We start from the raw sequence: 21,719 nt of genomic DNA, 5'->3' as shown, positions 1-21,719 counted from the left end.
CCCACGAGGATCTGTTCCCTTCGGGCATTTGTTCGATATGAAATCCGCTAGGGAAACTGCCTATTGCTTCTTGTCGTCATTCACTGAAGTGAATTGCTCGTTTTTGGCAGTGAGGCTTGTCATGAAGAAATACTATTTTGCAGCGCTGGTAATTGTTGCTCTTTCAACAATCAATTTGGCTTGTGTGCGATCGCCGCAGTCGCCTAGTGAAACACCTCAGCCAATTGCTTCTCCAGACAATCAGTTTCCCCGCCAGCGGATTTCACTGCCCGATCGCGTTGAACCGGGCAGTGAATTTGATGCGTTTCGATCGCGTTTGCGGCAAGCAGTTCGCGATCGGGATGTCGAATTTGTGAAAGCGTTGATTCCAGATCAAGGAGTTGCTTTGGGCTTTGGAGCGCCAATTTCAAGAGAGGCATTCGATGACATTGATACGGGCGTGGGCAAAACGGTGTGGAGTTTATTAGAACATGCGATCGCGATCGGCTGCGACGTTTCAGTACCGCAGGACTACCCAACGGTTGATGAAAATACTTTGGTTTATACCTGCCCAAATACAACTAGTGAATTCTATCGACAGTATCCCCCACCAAAAGATGCAGAAGGCGTTTCTTATGAAATGAGCCGTGTGATTGTTGTGGGCGAAAATGTTAATGTTCACGAGCAGGCGGACAGCAATAGCGCCGTAATCAATACGCTCTCAAATGAAATTGTGGAACTCGATCGCGCCACACTGGAAAATCTTTCAGAAGAAGAACGAATGGCGCTTTTTGAAATGCCCGAAGGCTGGACGCCCGTAATTTTGCCAGATGACAAATCTGGATATGTCTCGAATCGCTATGCTTATTTTCCGCTTGGAACCCGTGCAGTTTTTGGCAAAGTCGATGGTCAGTGGCAGCTTCTCGATATGCCCGGAGGCGATTAGTTTTCAACGTGCCCACTGCTGCAAAATGTAGGCGTAAAATCGATCGACATCCACAGTGTCTAACGCTAAAACTTTACGTCCACCCGCCGCAACTTTCGTGCGACCCTGAGCGCGGCCTTTGGTAATAATTTCCGTTTCCCATTCGCGCAGTTGAAAAAATTCGGGATGCGCGAGATACGAAGTTGCCAGCACATCCCAAAAATAATAGTCTTGCGGAATCACCAGCGAGTAGCACTGTCCGGCCAAGTCAGACAGTGGATAGCGTCGCTGTTTTGCCAGCTTGCGAATAAAGTTGGGCGTGACGGGAACGTTGTTGGTGATATCGAGCGGGCACATGACGATCGAAATTCCAGTTCTCCAAACGCGATCGATCGCTTCGGCATCCCAGTAGGCATTCCATTCCGCCGTACCGTCCTGCCCCGCTTCCAGGTCGATCGCGATGTTGCCCGGAACGTTCAGCGCTCCGCCCATCCAAACGAGTTCCTTAACTTTCGCTTCGATGTCGGGAGCCATGTCGAGCGCAACCGCCAGCGTCGTCAAGGGACCAGTCATCAGCAGCGTGACAGGTTCGATCGCCTCCCTCAAAACGCGCACCATCAACTCCTGTCCCGATGCTTCCAGCAGCGGCGTGGTGATTTGATCTGGCTCGTTCAAAATTGGAAAGCAGTCGATCACAAGCGAATCGCGGCGATAAAGCTGTGGAAACGGATTGATGCCGCGCACTCGGCTTTCTGCAACGGGGATTTGCGTCTGTCCAACCAGATCGAGAATTTTGCGCGTGATGCCGATCGCAGGTTCAATGTAGCAGTCGGCAGGCGTCACCGTGATCCCTAATATCTCGACGTGATCCATCGTGGTCAACAGCAACACCGCAAGGTAGTCATCCACCGCGCCATCGTGATCCATCAAGATCAAAAGTTTTGACATGGCTGTGCTCCATTTTCAGCCAATCAACATAGCACCAATTCGATCGCGCGTTCTGCTCAAAACTGAGAACTGAAGCGATCGCACAAGGCTGTTTGTCAACACTTAATCCGGTTTGCCAACCCTCAATCAAGGACGACTAAACGCTTGGCTCGATCGCGCTACGCCTGTTGTCAGGCTGACCCAGCCCAAGCCTTCGGATGTGCCAACCCAAACTTTGTTTCCAGTATCGGGCGAGATGGCGAGGACGCGACTAGAAGGTAAACCCGGAATGCTGCGGAGAACTGCACCGTTGTAGCGGTTGACGACGAATAGACCGTCGGACGTGCCAACCCAAAGATTGCCCAAGCGATCGAAGCTCACAGCGGTCACATTGCGCCCACGAAACTCCGTGACCGATCGCTGCACCTGCCCAGAAAGCGAATCCACCACCAGCAATCCCCCCGGAGTGCCAATCCACAAATCCCCTTCGGGCGATCGCGTCATGGCCTGCACGGTGCTTCCCGGCAGATCAACAACGCGGCGAAGAATCAAAGCGCTCGCCGTATCAATCTGCACCAAGCCTTCGAGCGTGCCGACCCAAAGCTGGCCGAAGGCATCCAGTGCCATTGCGTTCGCGCTGATGCCGGGAAGGTCTTGCAGCGTGGTCATCAGCAAGCCTTGGTCGGGACTGATCAGGGCAAGGCCGCGATCGGAACCGACCCACAGGTAGCCGCGATTGTCTACCAGAAGCGAAAGGACGCGATTTGACGGCAAGGCGAAGTTTTGGGCGGTAATCTCGTTGCTGCGTGGATCAACGCGCTGAAGACCCTGATAGGTTCCAACCCAGATGCGTCCGACTCGATCTTCGGCTAACGCGCCAATCAAGCGATTGGGCAGATTAATTCGGCTGAGGACTCGTCCAGTATTCGGGTCAATTTGCGCCAAGCCCTGCCACGAGCCGACCCACAGATTTCCCTGAACGTTGCGCTGAAGGGCAGGGACGCGGTAGTCCTGCTCTAGCTGCGTCGAGGGTGGAACGGCGGGCGGGGGCGGTTGCGCTTCAAAGCCGCCCGGAGCGGCACTTGGCACTTGCGCCCAGACAGGCGTTGCCATCAGCAAAAATCCGATGAATCCCAGTTGCCACGCTTGCACCGCTACTGCCTCCAAAAAGCTGAGCATCAGCATAGCTTTGGAAGGGGCGATCGCGTCAATCTGTCCTTATTGGGAAATCGATTTCACGTCTAAATCTTTCACCTGTGGCCCGGTCAACACTTCGCCCGTGCAGGTAAAGCGTCCGCCATGACACGGACAATCCCAGCTTTTTTCGGCAGCGTTCCAGTTGACGATGCAGCCCAAGTGGGTGCAAACCGCCGATCGCGCGTGCAGCGTGCCCGATTCATCGCGATAGGCAGCGATCTGTTCGCCTTTGATTTCCAGCACTTTGCCAGAACCCGGAGGAATCTCTGCCGCCGTTTTGACATCGCGCTTAAAGCGATCGAGCACAAAATGGCTGGAAATATTTAGGTTTTGGGCGATGAAGCGGGCGGCAGTGGCGATTGGTTTGATGCGACCAGGACTGTACAAATCGATCCAGGGATTGCTGCGGTTGAGGATGCTGTCAGAAATCGTGATCGCGGCGATCGTGCCGTAGCTGATGCCGTTACCGGAAAATCCAGTTGCCAAGTAGATGTGAGGATGCAGCGCGGCGGTGCCGATAAACGGCAGTCCGTCCGTCGGCTCAAACCACTGCGACGACCAGCGAAACGGAATCGACTCGACGTGATAGCGCGATCGCACATAGTCCTCAAGCTGTTCATAAGGCTTGAGCGTATTTTCTGCTGCGCCCGTTCGGTGGTCTGCGCCGCCGACGATCAGCAGTTCACCGAGTTCGGGATGGTTGTATCGGCGCGTGTAGTGGTACGGGTCTGCCGTGTCCCAAAACAGTCCGGCGGCAAGTGGCGAAGTCGTTTTCACGCCCAGCACATAGGACTGATAGGGAATGGCGCGAACGGCAGCAAGGTAGACATCTTGCAACTTAGTGATGTCGTGAATCGGCGTGTGCGTGGCGAGGACAACTTTTTGCGCGGCGATCGTGCCCTGCCGAGTGTAAACGCGAGTCGGGGAATCGCCGGAGATATCCACCACACGAGTTTGCTCGAAAACATAGCTGCCGCCGCCATCGATCGATCGCGCCAGCGCCTGCACATAGGCGACGCCGTCAAACTGTGCCTGATTGGGAAACACAATGCCTTTGGTGGTGGGAAACGGCAGCGGCAGGCTGGTGGTTGTGTTGACCTGAACGCCCAGCTTGCGGGCGGCTTTGGCTTCTGCGTCGATCGAGTCAAGATCCGAATAGGATTCGCTGTAGAGATAGCCGGGAAGATACTCGAAGCCGCAGTCGATTTGTTCTTCCTGCACAATGCTGGCGATGCGATCGATCGCGGCTCGTCTCGACTGAACGGCCAGCCGTGCAGCATCTTCACCAAAATTCGCGATCAGTTCTCGATAGCCGATGTCGGGAACTTCGCTGATATGTCCGGTGGTGTGGCTCGTCGCGCTTGTTTCGATTTCCAGCGCTTCCAAAACGGCAACCGACAGTCCCGCCCGCTTCAGCAACAGAGCCGTTGTCAATCCGGTAATGCCGCCACCGACGATCGCCACGTCCACAGCCAAATCGCGAGCCAGCGGTGGATAAGTGGTCGGGGCTGCGATCGCCTGCCAAATTGATGTTGAAGTTCCAACCACAGTGAATTCTCCTAATTTTGCCGCCACGTTGCCCAATCCACTAGAACTTGAGTGCTGGACAACTGCCGCAGTCGTACCCTTTTGGAATAGCGCAGGCAAAATCAATTCGCCATCTGCTCAAAGGAAGTTTGCGAAGTAGCTTCAGCGCATCACAATTTCGACGCGACGATTCTGCTGTCTGCCCTGCGGATTATCCGAGCCATCTGTTATTTGTATTCGGCGCAATTGGATTTGCTTCACCGAATCCTTGAGTCGTCATTTGAGCAAGGGAAATGTCACTTTGCCTACTGAACTACTGCTGAATCGCAGTTGCCCGTCGTTTAGATAGTGCCTGATTAGATAATCCTCGCCCTTTGAATCCGTGTGGCCGCGAATCTCGATCGACTAGTCCACAGTTCAAGAAATTGCCCCAAGCTAAACGGCGATCGATCGCTACAGCCTCTAACCAAAGCGGGAGTGATAAGCTAGCAGTAATCCTAGGGCTGAACCCGCGCCGAATTTATGTCAGAAGCACTACTGCGATCGCTTGTGTGGCTAGACTTTCGCCTTGCCGTTTTGTTCACCGTCCTTTTGCCGCTTGTCCTGCTGATCTGGGCATTTGTGCAAAAAAACGAAGCGATACAGCGGCTTTTGATCATTTACTGGCGCGTTTCCAGTCTGCTAGCCGTGACGGTGTATTTGCTGATTGGCGGTGCGCTTGTCAGTTTTCTCTCTGGCCCGTTGGCTCGCGTGCTGATTCCGATTAGCCTGTGGTTTTGGGTTGATCTAAACGAAGAAATTTCGGAACAGCGGCGATCGCCTCTCAAGCTTGCCTTCACCGCATGGCGCTGGGCCGTTTCGGTCTATTGCGTGTTGGGTGTGCTGGGAACGCTGCCCTTTTTGCAGTGTGCTTTTTCCCGCGCCACGTTCAGCACGCCGTTCTGCCAAGTTTGGGCAGAGCCACCGCTGCTGTATAAGCAATTTTTCCATGCCGGATCGACGCCGCAGTTTCTTGGATTTTTGGGAATTTTGGGGCTGGGCGTTTATGTGCTGTGCCTGTTGTATTTCGTCATTTTCCGACTGGGCAAGCAGGGACGATCGGCCTTGGAGCAGTAGGAGTAACCAATGGTATCGATCGCGCAACGGCTAGAGCAGTACACGCTCAAGCGTCCGGGTGAAGTGCTGCTAGTTAATGCCGAAATTGACGGCGAACCGGATCAAATTGCTATTTTCAAAGGATTTTCAAGTTCGCTGGTACGATCGACTGCCTTCGATCCGGATGTGCCCGTTTTGCCGGAATCCGCCAAGATTTTGACGATCGATCGGCTAGAAGCGCCGTTTAATCCGGCTGATCCGCGCTACATTCAACAGGCGATCGATTGGGATGCGATGCAAATGCTGCTGGCAGCAGTCGGCGTTTAAGCCGCAACTGTCGAGCTAAATCTGTGGCATCTTATCACCAAGCTTATGATCCATCGCTAGAGAGACATAAAAATTCTTGATATTGGTGCTATTCTCCACTTGAGTGTGATGTGTGGAGTGAATCGTCTTATGGTTTTGTCTTTTCCGTCCGATCGAGTGGTCAGTAATGCACCGATTCAACTGCCTGTCCGCCGCGATCGCTTCAGCCCTAATCCCATTTTGCCGCCGCGCTTGTTTGGCACTGACGGCATTCGCGGCCATGTCGGAGAACTGCTGACCGCACCGCTTGCCCTGCAAGTCGGATTTTGGGCGGGGCAAGTCTTGCAGGCCAACGCACCCAAGACAGGAGCGATCGTGCTAGGGCAAGATTCGCGCAACTCCAGCGATATGCTGTCGCTCGCGTTGTCTGCGGGCTTGACCGCTGCCGGACTGGAAGTATGGAATCTCGGCTTGTGTCCGACTCCGACCGTTGCCTACCTCGCCAACGCATCAGAGGCGATCGGCGGCGTGATGATTTCGGCCAGCCACAATCCGCCGGAAGACAACGGCATCAAGTTTTTTGGCGGCAACGGCTCGAAGCTGTCGATCGAGGTGCAGCAGCAAATCGAAGCCGCCCTGCGCGGCGAAAATGGCTGGGGCGAGATGCCTGTCCCCGCCCGCCAAGGCCGCTATCACCATCGTCCGGAACTGGTTGAAACTTATCTTGCCAGCCTCGCCAATCCGCTGCTGCCTGGGAATTTGCAAGGCATGAAAATCGTGCTGGATCTCGCTTGGGGAGCGGCTGCCAACGTTGCGCCGATCGCCTTTGAGCAGCTTGGCGCAACTGTGATTTGTCTGCACGATCGACCGGATGGCGATCGGATCAACGTCAACTGCGGTTCGACTCACTTGGCCGCGCTGCAAGCTGCCGTTGCTGAACATCAAGCCGATATGGGGTTTGCGTTTGATGGCGATGCCGATCGCGTCATGGCCGTTGATGCTCAAGGTCGCGTCGTGGATGGTGACTACATTTTGTATTTTTGGGGTCAAGCCCTGCGCCAAGCTGACCAGCTTCCCGGTGACACAATCATCTCAACCGTGATGGCAAACCTTGGTTTTGAGCGGGCGTGGCAGCAGCAAGGCGGCAAACTGATTCGCACGGCAGTCGGCGATCAATACGTCCATGCCGAAATGCTCAGGCTCGGCTCGATGCTTGGTGGCGAACAGTCCGGCCACATCTTGTGTCGGCACTACGGCGTTTCTGGTGACGGCCTGCTGACGGCTTTGCACCTTGCCGCTTTGGTGCAGCAAGCAGGCGTTCCTCTGACGGAACTGGTCGATGCCAGCTTCCAAACTTATCCGCAGCTATTGAAGAATGTGCGCGTGGACGATCGCGATCGCCGCCTCAACTGGCAGCAAGACGCATTGCTGACGAGTGCGATCGCACAGGCCGAAGCTGCAATGGGCGATCAAGGCCGCGTCCTTGTGCGAGCATCTGGCACAGAACCGCTGATTCGCGTCATGGTGGAAGCCGCCAATGCCGATTTGGTAAATCATTGGACGGATCGACTGGTTGCCGCTGTCCATGAGTACGCTGCCAGCTAGTTTTTAGCCTGCTCGATCGCACGATCGAGCAGGCTGCGGCAGTTGCCGACACCCGTTTGATACACTAGAAGCAAATCGATCGACCGAGAGATCCCACTCATGACTCAAGCAACTCAAGCTCAAGCTCGCGGCATTCAAATGACTGAGGCAGCGATGAAGCATGTGCTGTTTCTCCGCGACAAGCAAGGCAAAGATTTGTGTCTGCGCGTTGGCGTTCGGCAGGGCGGCTGCTCTGGCATGTCCTACATGATGGATTTTGAAGATCCCAGCAACATTCGCGAGAACGACGAAGTGTTTGAATATGACGGGTTCCGCGTTGTGTGTGACCCCAAAAGTATGCTGTATCTCTACGGCTTGGTGCTGGACTACAGCGACGCGATGATCGGTGGTGGCTTTCAGTTCACCAATCCGAACGCGAATCAAACCTGCGGCTGCGGCAAATCGTTCTCGTAAATCGATCGCCTCTTCAGTTGCACTTGCGGTAAGCTCAAAGTTTGCCGCTATTTTTATTGTAAAATTGTCAAATCCCGCAAAATTCCTTGCGCCTCAAACTCTTCTAGCCGGAGTCGGAGCCGCTGCCTGCTGGGGCATTTCCACCGTGATGAGCAAAGGAGCATTAGCGTTTTTTCCGCCGCTAACGCTGTTGGTGGTGCAACTGTTGTGCAGCAATCTTTTGTTGTGGTCGATCGCCCTTTGCCAAAAGATTTCCCTTCCCAACCCTCGTCAAATGCTGCGGTTGGGACTGCCCGGATTCATTCAGCCCGGATTGTCCTTTACGCTCGGACTCATTGGTTTGTCGATGACTTCCGCCAGTGTGGAAGCGCTGATTTGGTCTACTGAGACCTTGTTTATTATTGGGCTGGCGTGGTTCCTGTTGGGAGAACGGGTGAGCGCGGCGATCGTTAGTCTCGCCAGTCTCGCCGTTGTCGGTGTCGTTCTCGTCAACACCGCAGGCGCAGAGACCGCAGATAGCTCACTCTTGGGCAATGTGCTGATTTTGGCGGCGACCTTCTGCGCGGCGCTCTACACCGTGCTGGTGCGGCGTCACGCGCCGAAAACCAATTCGCTGCTGCTCGTTGCGCTCAATCAGGCGATCGGACTAGCAGGCGTTTTCGTCATCTGGCTTCTCAGTTTGCGCTGGCAAGCTACGCTAAACCTGACGCAAATTCCTTGGCAAATCTGGCTGCTCGCCGCTCTGTCTGGAATTTTGCTGCACGGCCTTCCCTTTTGGCTGCATACGATCGTCCTCCGATCGCTTCCCGCTGGTCTCGCTGCCCTCTTTCTCACACTCATTCCCCTCTTCACAATTGGCGGCGCATTTCTATTTCTCCATGAACAGCTCACGCTCGTTCAGTGGATCGGAGCCGCACTAATCCTCGCTGCCATGACTGCAATCTCGCGCCTCGAATCCAGCAGCTAGCCGATCGTCGATCGCCAATTTGCTATAGTTTTGAAGTTGAGTTATCGCCCCGATCGCGGTCATGGTGGAAACGGTAGAAGCATTATTTGATCAAGGTGTCGAGCGCTATCAGGCGGGTGAACCTCCAGCAGAATTAATTCCGCTTTTTAAGCAGGTGTGCGATCGATCGGGCAAAAGCAGTGCAGCTTGGACTTGCCTCGCGTGGCTCTACCTGCTCGACAACAAGCCGACGCAGGCAATGAAAGCCGGACAAAAAGCCGTGAAGCTGAATCCGCAAGATGCTCAGGCGCGGGTGAATTTGTCGATCGCTATGCTGGAAACCGCGCAAAAAGGCGTCCGGCAGCATGTGGAACTGGCTCAGCAACTTGTGATGGCCGTGCCGGAACTGCGCGAAGAAGTGCAGCGCAATTTTGAAGAAGGCTTGAAGCGCAAACCAGACTGGAAGGCGTTGCAGCGTGTGCAGGCTTGGCTGTTTGAAAGCTAATTTGTAAAAATTAACAAATCTCTAAAAGCGCGATCGATCTTTGGCAAGCAGCCGCAAAACTTCAATGGCTTGCATAGAGTGCGATCGCGCTTTTGATAGTAATTTCGTACTGTTGTCTTGGTATTGAGAGTTCGTAATGATTACTCAAGATATTTAATGATTCTCCTGTGAAGTGGGTGATAATATTTTCTTTATTAGATGATTAGTGTTGCTAATCGTCGCCCATCGATTCAGTCTTTTTAAAATTCAAGGAGTTGGAACCATGTTGACTAATCAAGTCGTAGTCAAGCCGGATACTCGTAACCACAGAGGCTGCTTTGTTCAAGAAGCGAACTATAAATTCATGGGTGTGGATCGATCGGGCTGGGCGCTAATCTGCATTGATGATGCAACTTGCCATTACGTCGATCCGGACAACTTGCAGGAACTCACCGAGCAGATCAACGATTTGATTTAGGCTGAACATTAACACTGGTCTTCAAGCTTTTTGCAATTGAAGAATTAAGGCTGTTCTTTATGCGAGAACGGCCTTATTTTTTGCTTTTTATCATTCTTAATGTTTTGCTAATCTCGACCTGAAAAAATACAAAAGACGGCTGGAAAATGTATCGCTTTAGTCCTGACAGCTTTTGCTGCGATCGAGTAAAGTCAAGCCGCTGCGTATTTTGTCAAAAGGAAATTTCTTACTGTGTCTTTAGACGATCGCCCCGTTGAAACTGATTTTCGATCGCTGCCGCCTGCTGAACAAAATCATCGCCTCAAAGAACTCGCCAGCGTTTTTCTGAAATTGGGCACGATCGCCTTTGGTGGCCCTGCCGCGCACATCGCCATGATGAATGATGAAGTTGTGCAGCGCAGGCAGTGGTTCAGCAATGAGAAACTAATGGATTTGCTGGGCATCACCAATTTGCTTCCGGGTCCCAACTCGACCGAACTGGCGATCCACATTGGCTATGAGCGAGCCGGATGGCGCGGTTTATTGGTGGCGGGAAGCTGCTTTATTTTGCCTGCCATGCTGATTGTTTGGGCACTCGCCGCGCTGTATGTGCGATCGCAAGCGATTCCCCAATTTGAGTGGCTGCTCTACGGCATCAAGCCTGTGATCATCGCGATCGTGCTGCAAGCCTTGTGGAAGCTGGGTAAATCGGCCATTAAAGATTATTGGACGGCGATCGCGGCTGCGGCTGTAATTGCGCTGTACTTTTTTGGCATCAATGAACTGCTGTTGCTGCTGCTGGCGGGCGGTTTGGTGATGCTGGCGCAGCAGGCGAGACGATTGGCAGCGGCGGGAATGCTGCCCCTGACGATCGCCACCGTCGCCCCTGCACCCACTTCCACCACTGAAGCCAACTGGCTGAGCGTCTTTTTGATCTTTCTCAAAATCGGCTCGGTTCTGTATGGCAGTGGCTATGTGCTGCTGGCGTTTTTGCAGCGCGAACTGGTCGATCGCAACGCTTGGCTGACTTCTCAGCAGCTTTTGGATGCGATCGCGATCGGTCAGCTTACGCCGGGTCCCGTTTTCACCACTGCCACGTTTATCGGCTACCTGCTAGCCGGAAATGCGGGGGCAATTGCGGGAACGATCGGCATTTTTCTGCCCGCCTTTTTGCTAGTTGGGATTGTAAATCCTTGGGTTCCGCGTCTGCGGCGATCGCGCTGGCTGAGCAGCTTTCTCAACGGCGTCAACGCTGCCTCGCTGGGACTGATGGCTGCTGTGACGTTTGAACTCGGTCGGGCGGCTCTGGTTGATTGGCTAACGGCGATTGTGGCGATCGTTAGTGCGATCGTCGTCTTCCGGCTGCGCGTCAACTCGGCTTGGCTGGTTTTGGCAGGTGCGATCGTCGGCTTTGTCGCGCAGTTTACCTCGCTAGTCTAGCCTGAGCTAGCTAAGGTCTTGCACCAGTTGCCTGACCCGCCCTGAATTAAAATTTGGGCTAATCGCTCAAGTCAGTTGAAACTGACTGAACAGCAGGTGCGCCGGAGCTTTAACTCGTTCTGGGGTTTCAGCTTTCAGCCCGAACTTGATTTCAGGGCGTTGTTGAAATTGGTGCAACTCAGCTAGAGAACTTCGGCTCGGATGCGGGCGATCGGCAGACACAGCATCTTCCGCAGTCCGGGCACGTAGGCGCGTTTGGTGAACACGTCGTAATCGTTGCGCTCAATCACGTCAAGAATTTGGCGATAGAGCATCAAGGCTGCCCAAACAGGAAAGCGGGCATCCGGGCTGAGGCGGCTGATTCCACTTTCGGCTGTGGCGAAAAATTTGCGGGCGCGGCCAATCTGAAAGCGCATCAGTTCGCGCCAGCGATCGTCCACCACGCCCTTCATCAAATCTGCTTCGGTGTAGTCAAACAACGCCAGTTCTTCCAAGGGGATGTAAATTCTGCCGCGCCTCGCATCTTCTCCCACATCGCGCAGAATGTTGGTCAGTTGATTGGCGACTCCAAGGGCGATCGCTTCTTCCTGCGGATCGCCGCTTTTGTTGCATTGCCAAGGCGTGGTCGGATCGCCATCCACGCCCATGACGGCAGTAGACATCAGGCCAACTGTTCCGGCGACACGATAGCAGTAGAGATTTAGCTCGTCGAACGTTTGGTAGCGCGATCGATACAAATCCATGCGCTGACCTTCGATCATGTCGCGGAACGGCTGAATGTCGATCGGAAACCGATTGAGCGTGTCAACCAGGGCAACATCGTAGCTGTCGATCGGTTCTCCGGAGAAAATCGTTTCGACGTTGCGTTCCCACTGGTCGAGTGTGTCTTCGGTCGTCAGTTCGGCTCTGGGGCCGTCCACCAGTTCATCGGTGCGGCGACACCAAACGTAGATCGCCCAGATTGCGCGACGCTTGGCTTCTGGCATCAGCATCGTACCCAGATAGAAAGTTTTGGAGTACTTTGCGGTGATTTGGCGGCAAAGCTCGTAAGCGTCCTCCAGAGAGGCCAATGTGGTCATGCGAGGGGTTTCAGGCAGTTGCAGCATTGCGTCGCAGGCAAAATTGAGGGCACGATCGGCAAAAATTTCACAATGAAAGAGTCCGCCAAGTCAACAGTCAAGTCGATCGCGCTTAGGAAGCGGCTACGGGTTGGCTGCTGGCTGCGGGCTGATCCCGAAGGACTGGCGGCTGATCGCAAATGGCCTGCGCTGTCAGCTTACCAGAAAGTACGGCTCCCTCCATACTGCCGAGATACCGCTGCATCGTATAGCTGCCCGAAAGGAAGAAATTTGAAATGGGCGTAATTTGTGTCGGTCGATACGCCTGCCGTCCCGGAGAAGCCGTGTAGACCGATCGCGGCGTCTTGACGACCTTAAATTTCCGCAATTTTGCCGGATTTTCCCCGGTCAAGTGCTGCGGAAACAGTTTTTTCAACTCTTCCATCGTCGCCGCAATAATCTCGTCATCCGACTTGTCGATCCAGTCTTTTGCAGGTGCAAGAACTAGTTCAAGCATCGATCGATCCGGGTCTTCATATTCTTTGCAGGTGATGCTCATGTCCGCATAAACGCTGAGCAGCGGCGATCGCGAGAACAAAAGCTGATCGATGTCGGTGAGCTTGCGATCGAACCACAGATGCAGGTTGATGACGGGAACGCCTTCCAGCCCGTCGAGCTTTTGGAAAAATTCCATTTTTTTCCAGGCTTCAGGACGGAGGACTTTCATCACATCAACGGACATCGCGGAAACGTAAGCATCGGCTGTGAGGGTGCGATCGCTCTGTCCGTTCACGCCGCGAATCGCGAAATATTTCACCGTACCGTCTTCGTTCAGCACAATTTCTTTCAGGGGCGAATTGAGGTGAACTTCGCCGCCGCGATCGATCACGTAATCGACGATCGGCTGGCATAACCGTTCTGTGGGTGAACCATCGAGAAACGCAATCTTCGATCCGTAGCGCTCTTGCAAAAAACGATTCAGAGCGGTCAGCAAAATTGTCGAAGAAACTTCATCCGGATTGATGAACGTCAGCGCTTTCGTCGCGGCAATGAACACGTCGCTGGTGATGTCTTCGCCAATTCCCTGCCGCTTCAGCCATTCGAGGAACGAATACTTGTCCATTTCCTCGACGTACTTTTGGCCTCGGACAATAGCGGGAGTCAGACCGATCGCAAACCGAATCTTCTGCTCCCAGGTCAGCATGTCGTTATTCTTCAAAATCGACATGATCACGTTAATCGGCGCGGGAATATCCGGCACGTCAAAGCGCGAATAGGTTCCGGGTTTCTCCGGCTGGTTAAAAATCAAGGTGTGCTGCTTCCACTGCAAGCGATCGGAGATGCCCAACTCGTTCATCAGTTGCAGCATGTTGGGATATGCGCCGAAAAAGGCGTGCAGTCCGGTTTCGTACCAGTCGCCGTCTTCGTCTTTCCAAGCGGCGACCAAACCGCCTAATACATCTCGGCTTTCAAGGACGATCGGGGTGTGTCCGGCATCAACGAGATACTTGGCGCAGGCCAAACCTGCTAAGCCGCCTCCGGCGATTGCAACGCGCATGTCGGGGTTCTACCTTCTCAAACACGAAAGGATGGGATCTGCCCTCATTATATGTTTCAAACCGTTACACTCTGACATCAAAATCGTTGCAAATTCAGGGATTCAGCAACAGAGAAGGCTAGGTTTGGCTAGCGGCGATCGCAATTCCCAATGGAAAAATCCGATGCTCTTGCACCTGCACTCGCTGATGCAGCGTTTCCGCCGTGTCATCCGGCAAAACGGGCACAGCGGCTTGCAGGACGATCGGCCCACTGTCCACTTCAAGCTCCACAAAATGCACGGTGCAGCCTGTGATTTTTACGCCTGCCGCTAAAGCCTGCTCGATCGCTCGAATACCCGGAAAACTGGGTAACAGGCTGGGATGAATGTTGAGAATGCGATCGGGAAAGGCACCAATTAATACTTTAGTTACGCGCCGCATCCAGCCTGCCATGATCACCCAGTCCACCGAATGCTGGCGCAGCGTTTGAGCGATCGCCGCATCCAAATCTTCTCGCGTGGCGAACTCGCGATGATTCAGCAGAACAGTTGGAATGTTGCGGGCTTGGGCACGTTGAGCGGCGATCGCGTCCGGATTGTTATAGATCAACACTTGAATTTGCGCGTTCAGTTCACCTGTGGCGATCGCATCGGCAATGGCTGCAAAATTACTGCCGCTTCCCGATGCGAGAACGCCCAACTTGAGCGGAGTCTGAAAGCGCGGCATCGGCAGTTGTGGCGAAATTAAGCTGGTTTTATCGATCGCTTCCGCATTCATAAAGTCAAAATTGTTCAGCCGATACCGATATTTTCCCGCAGCTACCCTACCATGACTCGAAGCTATGCCCTACGGTAGATGAGGGATTATTTCTTACTTTCATGAAATCGCTGCGTCCGCTCACGCCCTGGCTGTTTCTCGCGCCCGCCCTGCTGCTGCTGGGGATTTTTTTGCTGTGGCCGATCGCCTACCTGTTCTGGCTCAGCTTCACGGCAGGCAGCTTTACGCGATCGGGAGCCGTCTGGGTCGGAGTGCGAAACTACTGGCGCTTGCTGCTGGATGCGGATTTTTGGCAGGTGATCGGCAATACGGCATATTTTACGATCGCCACTGTCCTACCGAGTCTCGCGATTCCGCTAGCTCTGGCGGTTTGGCTGAACGGGGCGATCGTCGGACGCGATTTTCTGCGAACGGCCTATTTCATTCCCTCAATTACTTCGCTGGTTGCGGTCGGGCTGGGGTTTCGCTGGCTGTTTCAAACTGAGGGCGTTGTCAATGGCTGGCTCAGTTCGCTCGGTCTTCCTGCGATCCCCTGGCTGGGCAGCACGATTTGGGCAATGCCCGTTTTGATCTTGCTCTCCATCTGGAAGCAGCTAGGATTTAACTTAGTAGTCTTCCTGGCCGGACTGCAAACAATCCCAGCCAGTCGCTATGAGGCGGCTGAACTGGACGGTGCAAATCAGTGGCAGCAGTTTTGGCATATTACTTTACCCGGATTGCGGCCTACCCTGATTTTTGCGATCGTCACAACGGCCATTTTTACCCTGCGTAGCTTCGAGCAGCCCTACGTCATGACCGGGGGCGGACCGCTTGGCTCGACAAACCTGCTGGTGTATTACATCTACACTCAGGCATTTGCTCAGTTTGACTTTGGCTATGCTGCGGCAATGGCGATCGTCCTGCTTGCCTTCACCTTTGGACTCGTCTATCTCCAGTTCAAAATTGTCCCCGAAGATTGACCGCTCCTCGCTTCCTTCTACCCATGAGTCAAAAAGCATTTATTTTCAGACAAGGCTGGATTGTGCAATCCATCAGTTCGATCGATTGGCTGTGGGGCTTATCGCTGCTGCTGGCCGCTCTTGTACTCTACTGCGTCAATTTGGGCGAACTGCCCTTGCGCGATTGGGATGAAGGACTCGTCGCCCAGGTTGCCCGCGAAATTGCTCGATCGACCGATTCATGGCTGTTTCCCTCGATCGCAGGCCAGCCCTATCTCAACAAGCCGCCGCTCGTCCATGTCTTGATCGCCAATGCCTTTCACTTCGGCGGCATCAACGAGTGGACAGCCCGCCTTCCTGGAGCGCTCCTAACAGCGCTTTCCGTGCCGCTGCTGTATGGCTTGGGGCGCGAACTGTTTCACCGTCGCACTCCGGCAGCGTTTGCCGCGCTGGTCTATCTTACCTGGCTTCCGGTCGTGCGGCAGGGACGGCTGGCAATGCTGGACGGAGCGATCTTGTGCTTTTTGCTGATGACGATTTGGTGTTTGCTGCGATCGCGCCGCAACAGCCGCTTTGCGATCGGCATCGGTATCGGCCTCGGCCTGATTTGCTTGACGAAGGGAATCATGCTCGGTGTGCTGTTTGGGACGATCGCGATCGCCTTCCTCGCTTGGGATACGCCGCGCTTGCTGAAGCTGCCTTATCTGTGGGGCGGCATGATTTTGGGAGTCGTGCCGATCGCCTTGTGGTATGTCGCGCAGTGGCAGGAGTACGGTTTGGCGTTTTTCGATCGCAATCTCGTCGAACAATCGTTCAGCCGCATCTGGTCATCCGTTGAAAGCAACAGTGGCCCACCCTGGTACTACCTGCTGGAAGTGGCGAAAAATGGATTTCCCTGGGTGCTGTTTGTGCCGATCGCCCTCAAGCTTACGTGGGAAAATCGCAACCTCAGTTGGGCAAAGCTCGTGCTCGTCTGGGCAGGCTTGTACTTCACAGCAATTTCGCTGATGGGAACGAAACTGCCTTGGTACGCTTTGCCGCTGTATCCGGCTTTGGCGTTGGCGATCGGTTGGCAACTGTCTTCCCTGTGGCAGCGAGGATTGCATCCAGGTATTCGACAGAAAGAGCCAGGCTATTCGCGATCGTGGGTGGTTGTGTTTGGCCTGTTTGCGATCGCAGCTTGGGCGGCCAGCTTCTATTTTGGAACGCGCACTCAGCCTGATTTTGCGCTGGCATCACTTTTGGCAGCAATGGCGTTGACCCTCAGCGTGACGGCGATTCTCGTCGTGCGACAAGACCCGGAATTTCTGGCCGTCCTGACTTGGGGAACGTTCGTGACGCTGTTGCTGCTGATGCTCTCGCCGCACTGGATTTGGGAATTATCTGAAACTTATCCGGTCAAGCCTGTCGCCGCGCTGATCAACAAGCATACGCCCGCCAATGCGACGATTTTGACTTCCTATCCCAACTACCGACCGTCACTCAATTTCTATAGCGATCGCTCGGTCGAACCAGCCTCCCGACAAAAGATTCAGCGACAGTGGCAGCGTCCCAAACAGCCCTACCTGCTGCTGGATGCTGAAACGCTCAAGTCGCTCAACCTCGATCGCACCCAGAAGCTCGGTTCAACCGACGGCTGGACATTGGTAACGCGCCAGCCTGCGTCCTAACCTTCGTTGATGCGATCGAGCAGTTGCCGAATTGTATTCGCATCGGATGCGGTCGGCATCTGTTCCACGTACTGCTGTAGGTCGATTCGTGCCTGTGCCCAGTTGCCCTGCTGATAAGCGATCAGGCCGCGATCGCGCCGTTCATAAGCCGCATCGGGAAACAACAGCAAGATGCGATCGACCTGCGCCAGTCCGCGCTGCAAATCGCCGCCATTCAGGTAAATGACCTTGAGGTTGTTCAGCATTCGAGCGAGAAATTGGCGCGGGCTGGTGGCTTCGAGAAATTCGGGCTGCATGGGAATCGATCGCCCATAAATTTGACTCAATCGCTCTTGTGCGTCTTCGGGAAACAGCACTTCGCCGCGATGAAACGGATCGACAAAAATTTCCATTTCCGCTAGAGCAGGCCGAATGATGAAGTGTCCCGGCAGTCCCACGCCTTCCATCGGAAAATCGAGCCGCTTCGCCACTTCCAAATAAAGTAGCGAAAGCGTAATCGGAATTCCGGTGCGGCGATCGATCACCTCGTTCAAATAGCTGTTGCGCGGATCGTAATAGTCCGCCTGATTCCCCGAAAACAGCAGTTCTTCATACAGATAGCCGTTGATCGTTTGAATCATTCGCATCGGATAGCGTTCGGCAGGGAGACGATCGCGGATTTGAGCAGCGATCGCATCAATCCGGCTCAGATACACGTCCGGGTCAAGGTCGGGATATTCCTCTTGCGCCAAAAACAGTGCTGCCCGCGCCAAATCGATTTCGGGCTGCTGAATTTCCTGTAAAAACTGCTGACGAGCGCGAGGAAAGTCCATATCTAACCGTGATAGTCGCCGCCCGCGCCATAGTGCCAAGCGTCGAGCCAGCGATGAACGTAATACTGATGTTGAGAATTTGTCAGTCGAGGCGCGATACCGTTCTGGGACGCGACGATCGCTCCAGCAACCGCATCTAATCCACTGTAGATCCCCAAATTTGCATAGTGTCTCAGCCAGTCGATCAGCATCGGCAAACCAACTTGTGGAATGACGGGAAGGACGCGATCGAAATGCCGCAACGCCGTCCACATCATTGTCTGCGACAGCCCCGAAAACTGGACGACATCTTGCAAAAACGGCTTCAAGACCGGATCGCCGAGCTGACTCATTTCTTGGAACACAGCCGCCAGCAGCGCGTTAATTTGATCGTTCGCCACACGCTGATCCATCCGCACACTCATCGCCCGCTGAAATAGCCAGGTGACGGCGAGATTCGGCTGGTAAGGCTGAAGGAGAGCGAGGGCAGATCGATCGAGCAAATCCACTCTCAGTGCTTCATCAATTCCCTGACTCAGCCTGCGTAAATGCCGCATTATCGCCCCAAATCCACCAAAGCTTAACGGCGACTGCTGGCCGCTGCTGTCTCCGATCGGCAAAATTCGATTCCAGGGAACTCGCAGGCGCGATCGATATCCGGGAAACAAGCCAAACAGAGCACGCTTGAAGGTGAGTTGATCGATTGCCACACCTTGATATTCCGGTAGAAGACGCAGGTAATCGGCGAACAGATCTTCGAGGCTGGGGCGATCGGGATGCGCGTCGAGGTAGGTAAACAGGTAGGTTGTTCGACCGTCACGGGCGGGAAATGCTTCCCAGAAATACTGACACTGATTTTGCAAGGGCGTAAATGTGGCGAACAAATCGCCCGTCTGACTTTCAGGAAATCCTTGGGCGCAAGTTCCGACGACAAGACAAACCGAATCGGGCTTTTTGCCTTGCCGAATCTGCTGAACAATCGGCGAGAAATAGCCCATTGCATCAATCAGCAATCGCGCCGTCAAGGTTTCACCTGCTTGAATCGTGACGCCGTTTGGATGCACGATCGCCTCCTCAAACGCCGTTTGCTCCAGCAATCGCCCGCCCGCTTGCAGAAATTTCGCCTTCAGCCTGTCGAGTAGAAAAACCGGATCAACACCGAGATTGAGGACATCTTTCACCCAAAATTCCGAACTGCCCTCAAAGCAGATTCGGGCAGCATCGAACCGAGTGGCGATCGCCTGCTCTAATTCCTCTACGGTCAGCAGATCAAGATCGAGCAGCACATCGAGTTCCGATCGCGAAATATTCCATTCCTGATCGCGCCCGCGAAGCTGACCTCGCTCCAAAACCGCAACTCGCCAGCCGCGCTGAACCAGAACGCAGCCGACGAGAATGCCCAACGTGCCGCCACAGATTACGACATCGAGATCGATCGCGCTCAAGAGTTCGGAACTGGTTTGAACGGCGATCGCTGCGGGAATTTCACCTGTCCGATGACGCTGCCATAGATCATCCGCACGGCGCAAACTGCCCAGTGCGTTACTGGAAATTTGTGCCAAGACGGATTCGACGCTGCTACTGGCCGCCATTTTCAAGTCGATCGAGTCCGCTGGTAACTTTGGCCGATTCGATCGCATCTCCCTGTTCAATTTGGTCTACCACATCCATCCCTTCTGTTACATAGCCGAAGACAGCATAGTCACCATCGAGCGGGGCAAGGTCAGCAAGGGCAAAGTAGAACTGGGACGAAGCCGAATCGGGAAACTGCGATCGCGCCATTGCCACTGCTCCGCGTGTATGCTTCAGCACGGGCGGCTGCGTGATTCCGGCTTGACCCAGCGTTTGACTATAAACAGGTTCTTGCGCTCCGACGGGCTTAATTTCCAAAGGCACATAGCGCGGCTGCTCAGTCTTGGGATCGACAAAACTACCTGTTCCCAGAAGTTGAGCTGGCACATTCGCGTCTTTACTCAAGGGATCGCCTCCCTGCACCACAAAAGGCTGCGGTGTCCTGACGACGCGATGAAACAATGTTCCGTCATAAACTTTGCGATTCACCAAATCCACAAAATTACCTGCGGTAATCGGAGCGTTTGCTCCATCGACGCGGATGCGAATTGGCGAACCTTTGACAGTGATTTCAACGGTGGCTTCTCCGTTCAAGCGCGGCAAACTGGCGATCGCACTGGGCGCAGAAGCAGTCGCGGCTGGAGTGGGTGCAGTTGCCGTGTCTGAAGTCGCCGTGCCTGTATTGGAGCCTGTGCAGCTTGTTAGCGCGATCGTACCCACCAGCAAAAGCGCTGCAAACCAGCGTGAAATCTTAATCTGCATCATGTTTTCGTTTCTAAAAATGGGACAAGACCGTCTAGTGCGTGTTTTCAAAGCTATGGAATGAGTGAATTGTGTGACCGATCCCCCCAAATCCCCCTTGAAAAGAGGGACTTTGAGGAGCGGCTCGGCTCCCTCCTTGCCAAGGAGGGTTGGGGAGGATCACTGCCTTCTAACACACGGCCTAGAGTCCTTCGAGCGGCACATTCAAAAAGCGGGCGAGTTCTGCACCCTGGCTTTCTAACGCAGTCAACGAAAGCGGCTGTCCAACACGGGTCAGGGGAATATCACCTTTGCCTTTGATGCGTAGATACAAAGCACGACGCGGATTTAGGCCTTCTTTGATATCGACACGAACCGACTGCACTTCGTCAAGCCGATTGGTCACTTCCACGCGGCGATTCTTGCCAGGATAGCCCCATCGGAAAATTTTCAGCATTCCGGTTTCCGCATTGAACTCGTTGTAGCCACCTCCTACATTCCACAGGATGAGCAGCCACAGATAGATTGACAGCAGCAGTCCTGCTGTGCCGTAGAAACCCATGACTGCACCTTGCGGCAAAAACAGCAGTTCAGTCGGGTTGGAAAATGGCAGCAAATTGATTTTGGTGTAGCTCGAAATGCTCGACAGGACAAATCCGAGCGAACCAATCAGAATCACGGATGCCCACCAGTAGTTACTAAATCGGCGCGAACCGAGTACGGGTTGACGCAGGACACGCCCAGAGGAGGCGAAGCCATCGCTTTGAGGAACAGATGCTGTTGACGCAGCCATGAGGTTAAAAGTGAAACGCAACGACGATCGAGGGCAATGCCTTCAATCTCCCATTATCCAATCTTCTCCGTCGTTTGGACGGACTGCTAGCGGAGCGATCGCGATCGAATTTGGCGAAATTCTTGCCTGAGAGTAAAGTTGCGGATTGTAAAATTTTGCGTCTCTCTCTATCATGTAAAAACGTTGAATCCTTCTCGGTAACGGAACCGTCGGTTGTCTACATCAGACAAGCGAGAGAGATCAACCGCTAGAGGCTTCTGCCAAAGGTGGCGATCGCGCCGACGCTAAACTTAAAACTCGCTCTCATCCATCACGGCGCTCTGACTTCCTCAGAAATCGCCGTACAACCGAACCCGTTTGGGTTTAATGCAATATTAAGAGGTTGTGAAATGACCATAGCAATGGGACGCGCGGCAGCGGGTCGCGGGTGGTTCGACGCCCTCGACGACTGGCTCAAGCGCGACAGATTCGTCTTCATCGGCTGGAGCGGCCTTTTGCTG

General features: G+C 54.0%; 21 protein-coding genes and 1 pseudogene. 12 read left to right on the top strand and 10 right to left on the bottom strand.

The window, feature by feature from the left end; genetic code table 11:
• The first annotated feature begins 121 nt into the window (after positions 1–121).
• Positions 122–925, top strand: a complete 804-nt coding sequence (locus tag H6F67_RS07695; protein WP_190764985.1) for an SH3 domain-containing protein — start codon at positions 122–124, stop codon at positions 923–925.
• 3 nt (positions 926–928) lie between these two features.
• Here H6F67_RS07695 and H6F67_RS07690 read toward each other — a convergent pair whose 3' ends face one another.
• The 3 genes from H6F67_RS07690 to H6F67_RS27625 all read right to left on the bottom strand — a co-directional run bounded on the left by H6F67_RS07690 (position 929) and on the right by H6F67_RS27625 (position 4,576).
• A complete protein-coding gene (locus H6F67_RS07690; protein WP_190764983.1) occupies positions 929–1,852 on the bottom strand; it encodes a nucleoside hydrolase in 924 nt (307 codons plus the stop codon).
• 126 nt (positions 1,853–1,978) lie between these two features.
• Positions 1,979–3,016: a two-component regulator propeller domain-containing protein gene (locus tag H6F67_RS07685; protein WP_190764981.1), complete on the bottom strand. Its 1,038-nt coding sequence runs from the start codon at positions 3,014–3,016 to the stop codon at positions 1,979–1,981.
• A gap of 33 nt (positions 3,017–3,049) precedes the next feature.
• A complete protein-coding gene (locus tag H6F67_RS27625; protein WP_190764979.1) occupies positions 3,050–4,576 on the bottom strand; it encodes an FAD-dependent oxidoreductase in 1,527 nt (508 codons plus the stop codon).
• Between the two features lie 501 nt (positions 4,577–5,077).
• Here H6F67_RS27625 and H6F67_RS07675 point away from each other — a divergent pair.
• From H6F67_RS07675 to chrA, 8 genes are all read left to right on the top strand, one after another.
• Positions 5,078–5,671, top strand: coding sequence for a DUF3177 family protein (locus tag H6F67_RS07675; protein WP_190764977.1), 594 nt, complete (start codon positions 5,078–5,080; stop codon positions 5,669–5,671).
• Between the two features lie 9 nt (positions 5,672–5,680).
• Complete coding sequence (locus H6F67_RS07670; RefSeq protein ID WP_190764975.1) at positions 5,681–5,977, top strand: hypothetical protein; 297 nt, start codon at positions 5,681–5,683, stop codon at positions 5,975–5,977.
• A gap of 129 nt (positions 5,978–6,106) precedes the next feature.
• Positions 6,107–7,561, top strand: coding sequence for a phosphoglucosamine mutase (glmM, locus tag H6F67_RS07665; RefSeq protein ID WP_190764974.1), 1,455 nt, complete (start codon positions 6,107–6,109; stop codon positions 7,559–7,561).
• Positions 7,562–7,660: 99 nt separating this feature from the next.
• On the top strand, positions 7,661–8,014 hold the full coding sequence (locus H6F67_RS07660; RefSeq protein ID WP_190764972.1) for an iron-sulfur cluster assembly accessory protein: 354 nt from the start codon (positions 7,661–7,663) through the stop codon (positions 8,012–8,014).
• 64 nt (positions 8,015–8,078) lie between these two features.
• Complete coding sequence (locus H6F67_RS07655; RefSeq protein WP_190764970.1) at positions 8,079–8,981, top strand: DMT family transporter; 903 nt, start codon at positions 8,079–8,081, stop codon at positions 8,979–8,981.
• Between the two features lie 61 nt (positions 8,982–9,042).
• Entirely contained in the window at positions 9,043–9,465 is a 423-nt protein-coding gene (locus tag H6F67_RS07650) for a M48 family metallopeptidase (protein ID WP_190764968.1), read from the top strand.
• A gap of 262 nt (positions 9,466–9,727) precedes the next feature.
• Positions 9,728–9,922: a hypothetical protein gene (locus H6F67_RS07645; protein ID WP_190764966.1), complete on the top strand. Its 195-nt coding sequence runs from the start codon at positions 9,728–9,730 to the stop codon at positions 9,920–9,922.
• A gap of 231 nt (positions 9,923–10,153) precedes the next feature.
• Complete coding sequence (chrA, locus tag H6F67_RS07640; protein ID WP_190764964.1) at positions 10,154–11,341, top strand: chromate efflux transporter; 1,188 nt, start codon at positions 10,154–10,156, stop codon at positions 11,339–11,341.
• Positions 11,342–11,523: 182 nt separating this feature from the next.
• Here the strand turns inward: chrA and crtB are convergent, their stop codons facing one another.
• The 3 genes from crtB to purN form a co-directional block, all read right to left on the bottom strand.
• Positions 11,524–12,447 (bottom strand): 15-cis-phytoene synthase CrtB, encoded by a 924-nt coding sequence (gene crtB, locus H6F67_RS07635; protein ID WP_190764962.1) that lies wholly within the window; start codon positions 12,445–12,447, stop codon positions 11,524–11,526.
• An 85-nt stretch (positions 12,448–12,532) separates the two neighbouring features.
• Positions 12,533–13,957 carry a 15-cis-phytoene desaturase gene (gene pds, locus H6F67_RS07630; RefSeq protein WP_190764960.1) on the bottom strand — a complete coding sequence of 475 codons (1,425 nt, stop codon included), beginning with the start codon at positions 13,955–13,957 and terminating at the stop codon, positions 12,533–12,535.
• Positions 13,958–14,075: 118 nt separating this feature from the next.
• Entirely contained in the window at positions 14,076–14,714 is a 639-nt protein-coding gene (gene purN / locus H6F67_RS07625; RefSeq protein ID WP_190764958.1) for a phosphoribosylglycinamide formyltransferase, read from the bottom strand.
• Positions 14,715–14,815: 101 nt separating this feature from the next.
• Here purN and H6F67_RS07620 point away from each other — a divergent pair, with 101 nt between their 5' ends.
• On the top strand, positions 14,816–15,673 hold the full coding sequence (locus H6F67_RS07620) for a carbohydrate ABC transporter permease (RefSeq protein WP_190764956.1): 858 nt from the start codon (positions 14,816–14,818) through the stop codon (positions 15,671–15,673).
• 23 nt (positions 15,674–15,696) lie between these two features.
• A complete protein-coding gene (locus H6F67_RS07615; protein WP_190764954.1) occupies positions 15,697–17,322 on the top strand; it encodes a glycosyltransferase family 39 protein in 1,626 nt (541 codons plus the stop codon).
• Here the strand turns inward: H6F67_RS07615 and H6F67_RS07610 are convergent.
• The 4 genes from H6F67_RS07610 to H6F67_RS07595 all read right to left on the bottom strand — a co-directional run bounded on the left by H6F67_RS07610 (position 17,319) and on the right by H6F67_RS07595 (position 21,219).
• Positions 17,319–18,134 carry a SirB1 family protein gene (locus tag H6F67_RS07610; RefSeq protein WP_190764952.1) on the bottom strand — a complete coding sequence of 272 codons (816 nt, stop codon included), beginning with the start codon at positions 18,132–18,134 and terminating at the stop codon, positions 17,319–17,321. The genes H6F67_RS07615 and H6F67_RS07610 overlap by 4 nt on opposite strands.
• Positions 18,135–18,136: 2 nt before the next feature.
• Positions 18,137–19,705 carry an FAD-binding oxidoreductase gene (locus tag H6F67_RS07605; protein WP_190764950.1) on the bottom strand — a complete coding sequence of 523 codons (1,569 nt, stop codon included), beginning with the start codon at positions 19,703–19,705 and terminating at the stop codon, positions 18,137–18,139.
• Positions 19,692–20,447, bottom strand: a complete 756-nt coding sequence (locus H6F67_RS07600; RefSeq protein ID WP_190765108.1) for a peptidylprolyl isomerase — start codon at positions 20,445–20,447, stop codon at positions 19,692–19,694. The genes H6F67_RS07605 and H6F67_RS07600 overlap by 14 nt, the downstream gene beginning before the upstream one ends.
• Before the next feature lie 181 nt (positions 20,448–20,628).
• Positions 20,629–21,219 carry a photosystem I assembly protein Ycf4 gene (locus H6F67_RS07595; RefSeq protein ID WP_190764948.1) on the bottom strand — a complete coding sequence of 197 codons (591 nt, stop codon included), beginning with the start codon at positions 21,217–21,219 and terminating at the stop codon, positions 20,629–20,631.
• A gap of 389 nt (positions 21,220–21,608) precedes the next feature.
• On the opposite strand from H6F67_RS07595, the pseudogene H6F67_RS07590 reads away from it, so the two are divergent.
• Positions 21,609–21,719: pseudogene (locus H6F67_RS07590) on the top strand (photosystem II D2 protein (photosystem q(a) protein)); the annotation flags it as partial.

Source organism: Microcoleus sp. FACHB-1515 (genome assembly GCF_014696105.1).
Classification (GTDB): domain Bacteria; phylum Cyanobacteriota; class Cyanobacteriia; order Elainellales; family Elainellaceae; genus JAAUTJ01.
Note: the sequence above shows the minus strand (reverse complement) of the source record. Positions and strands in the feature narration are given on the sequence as shown.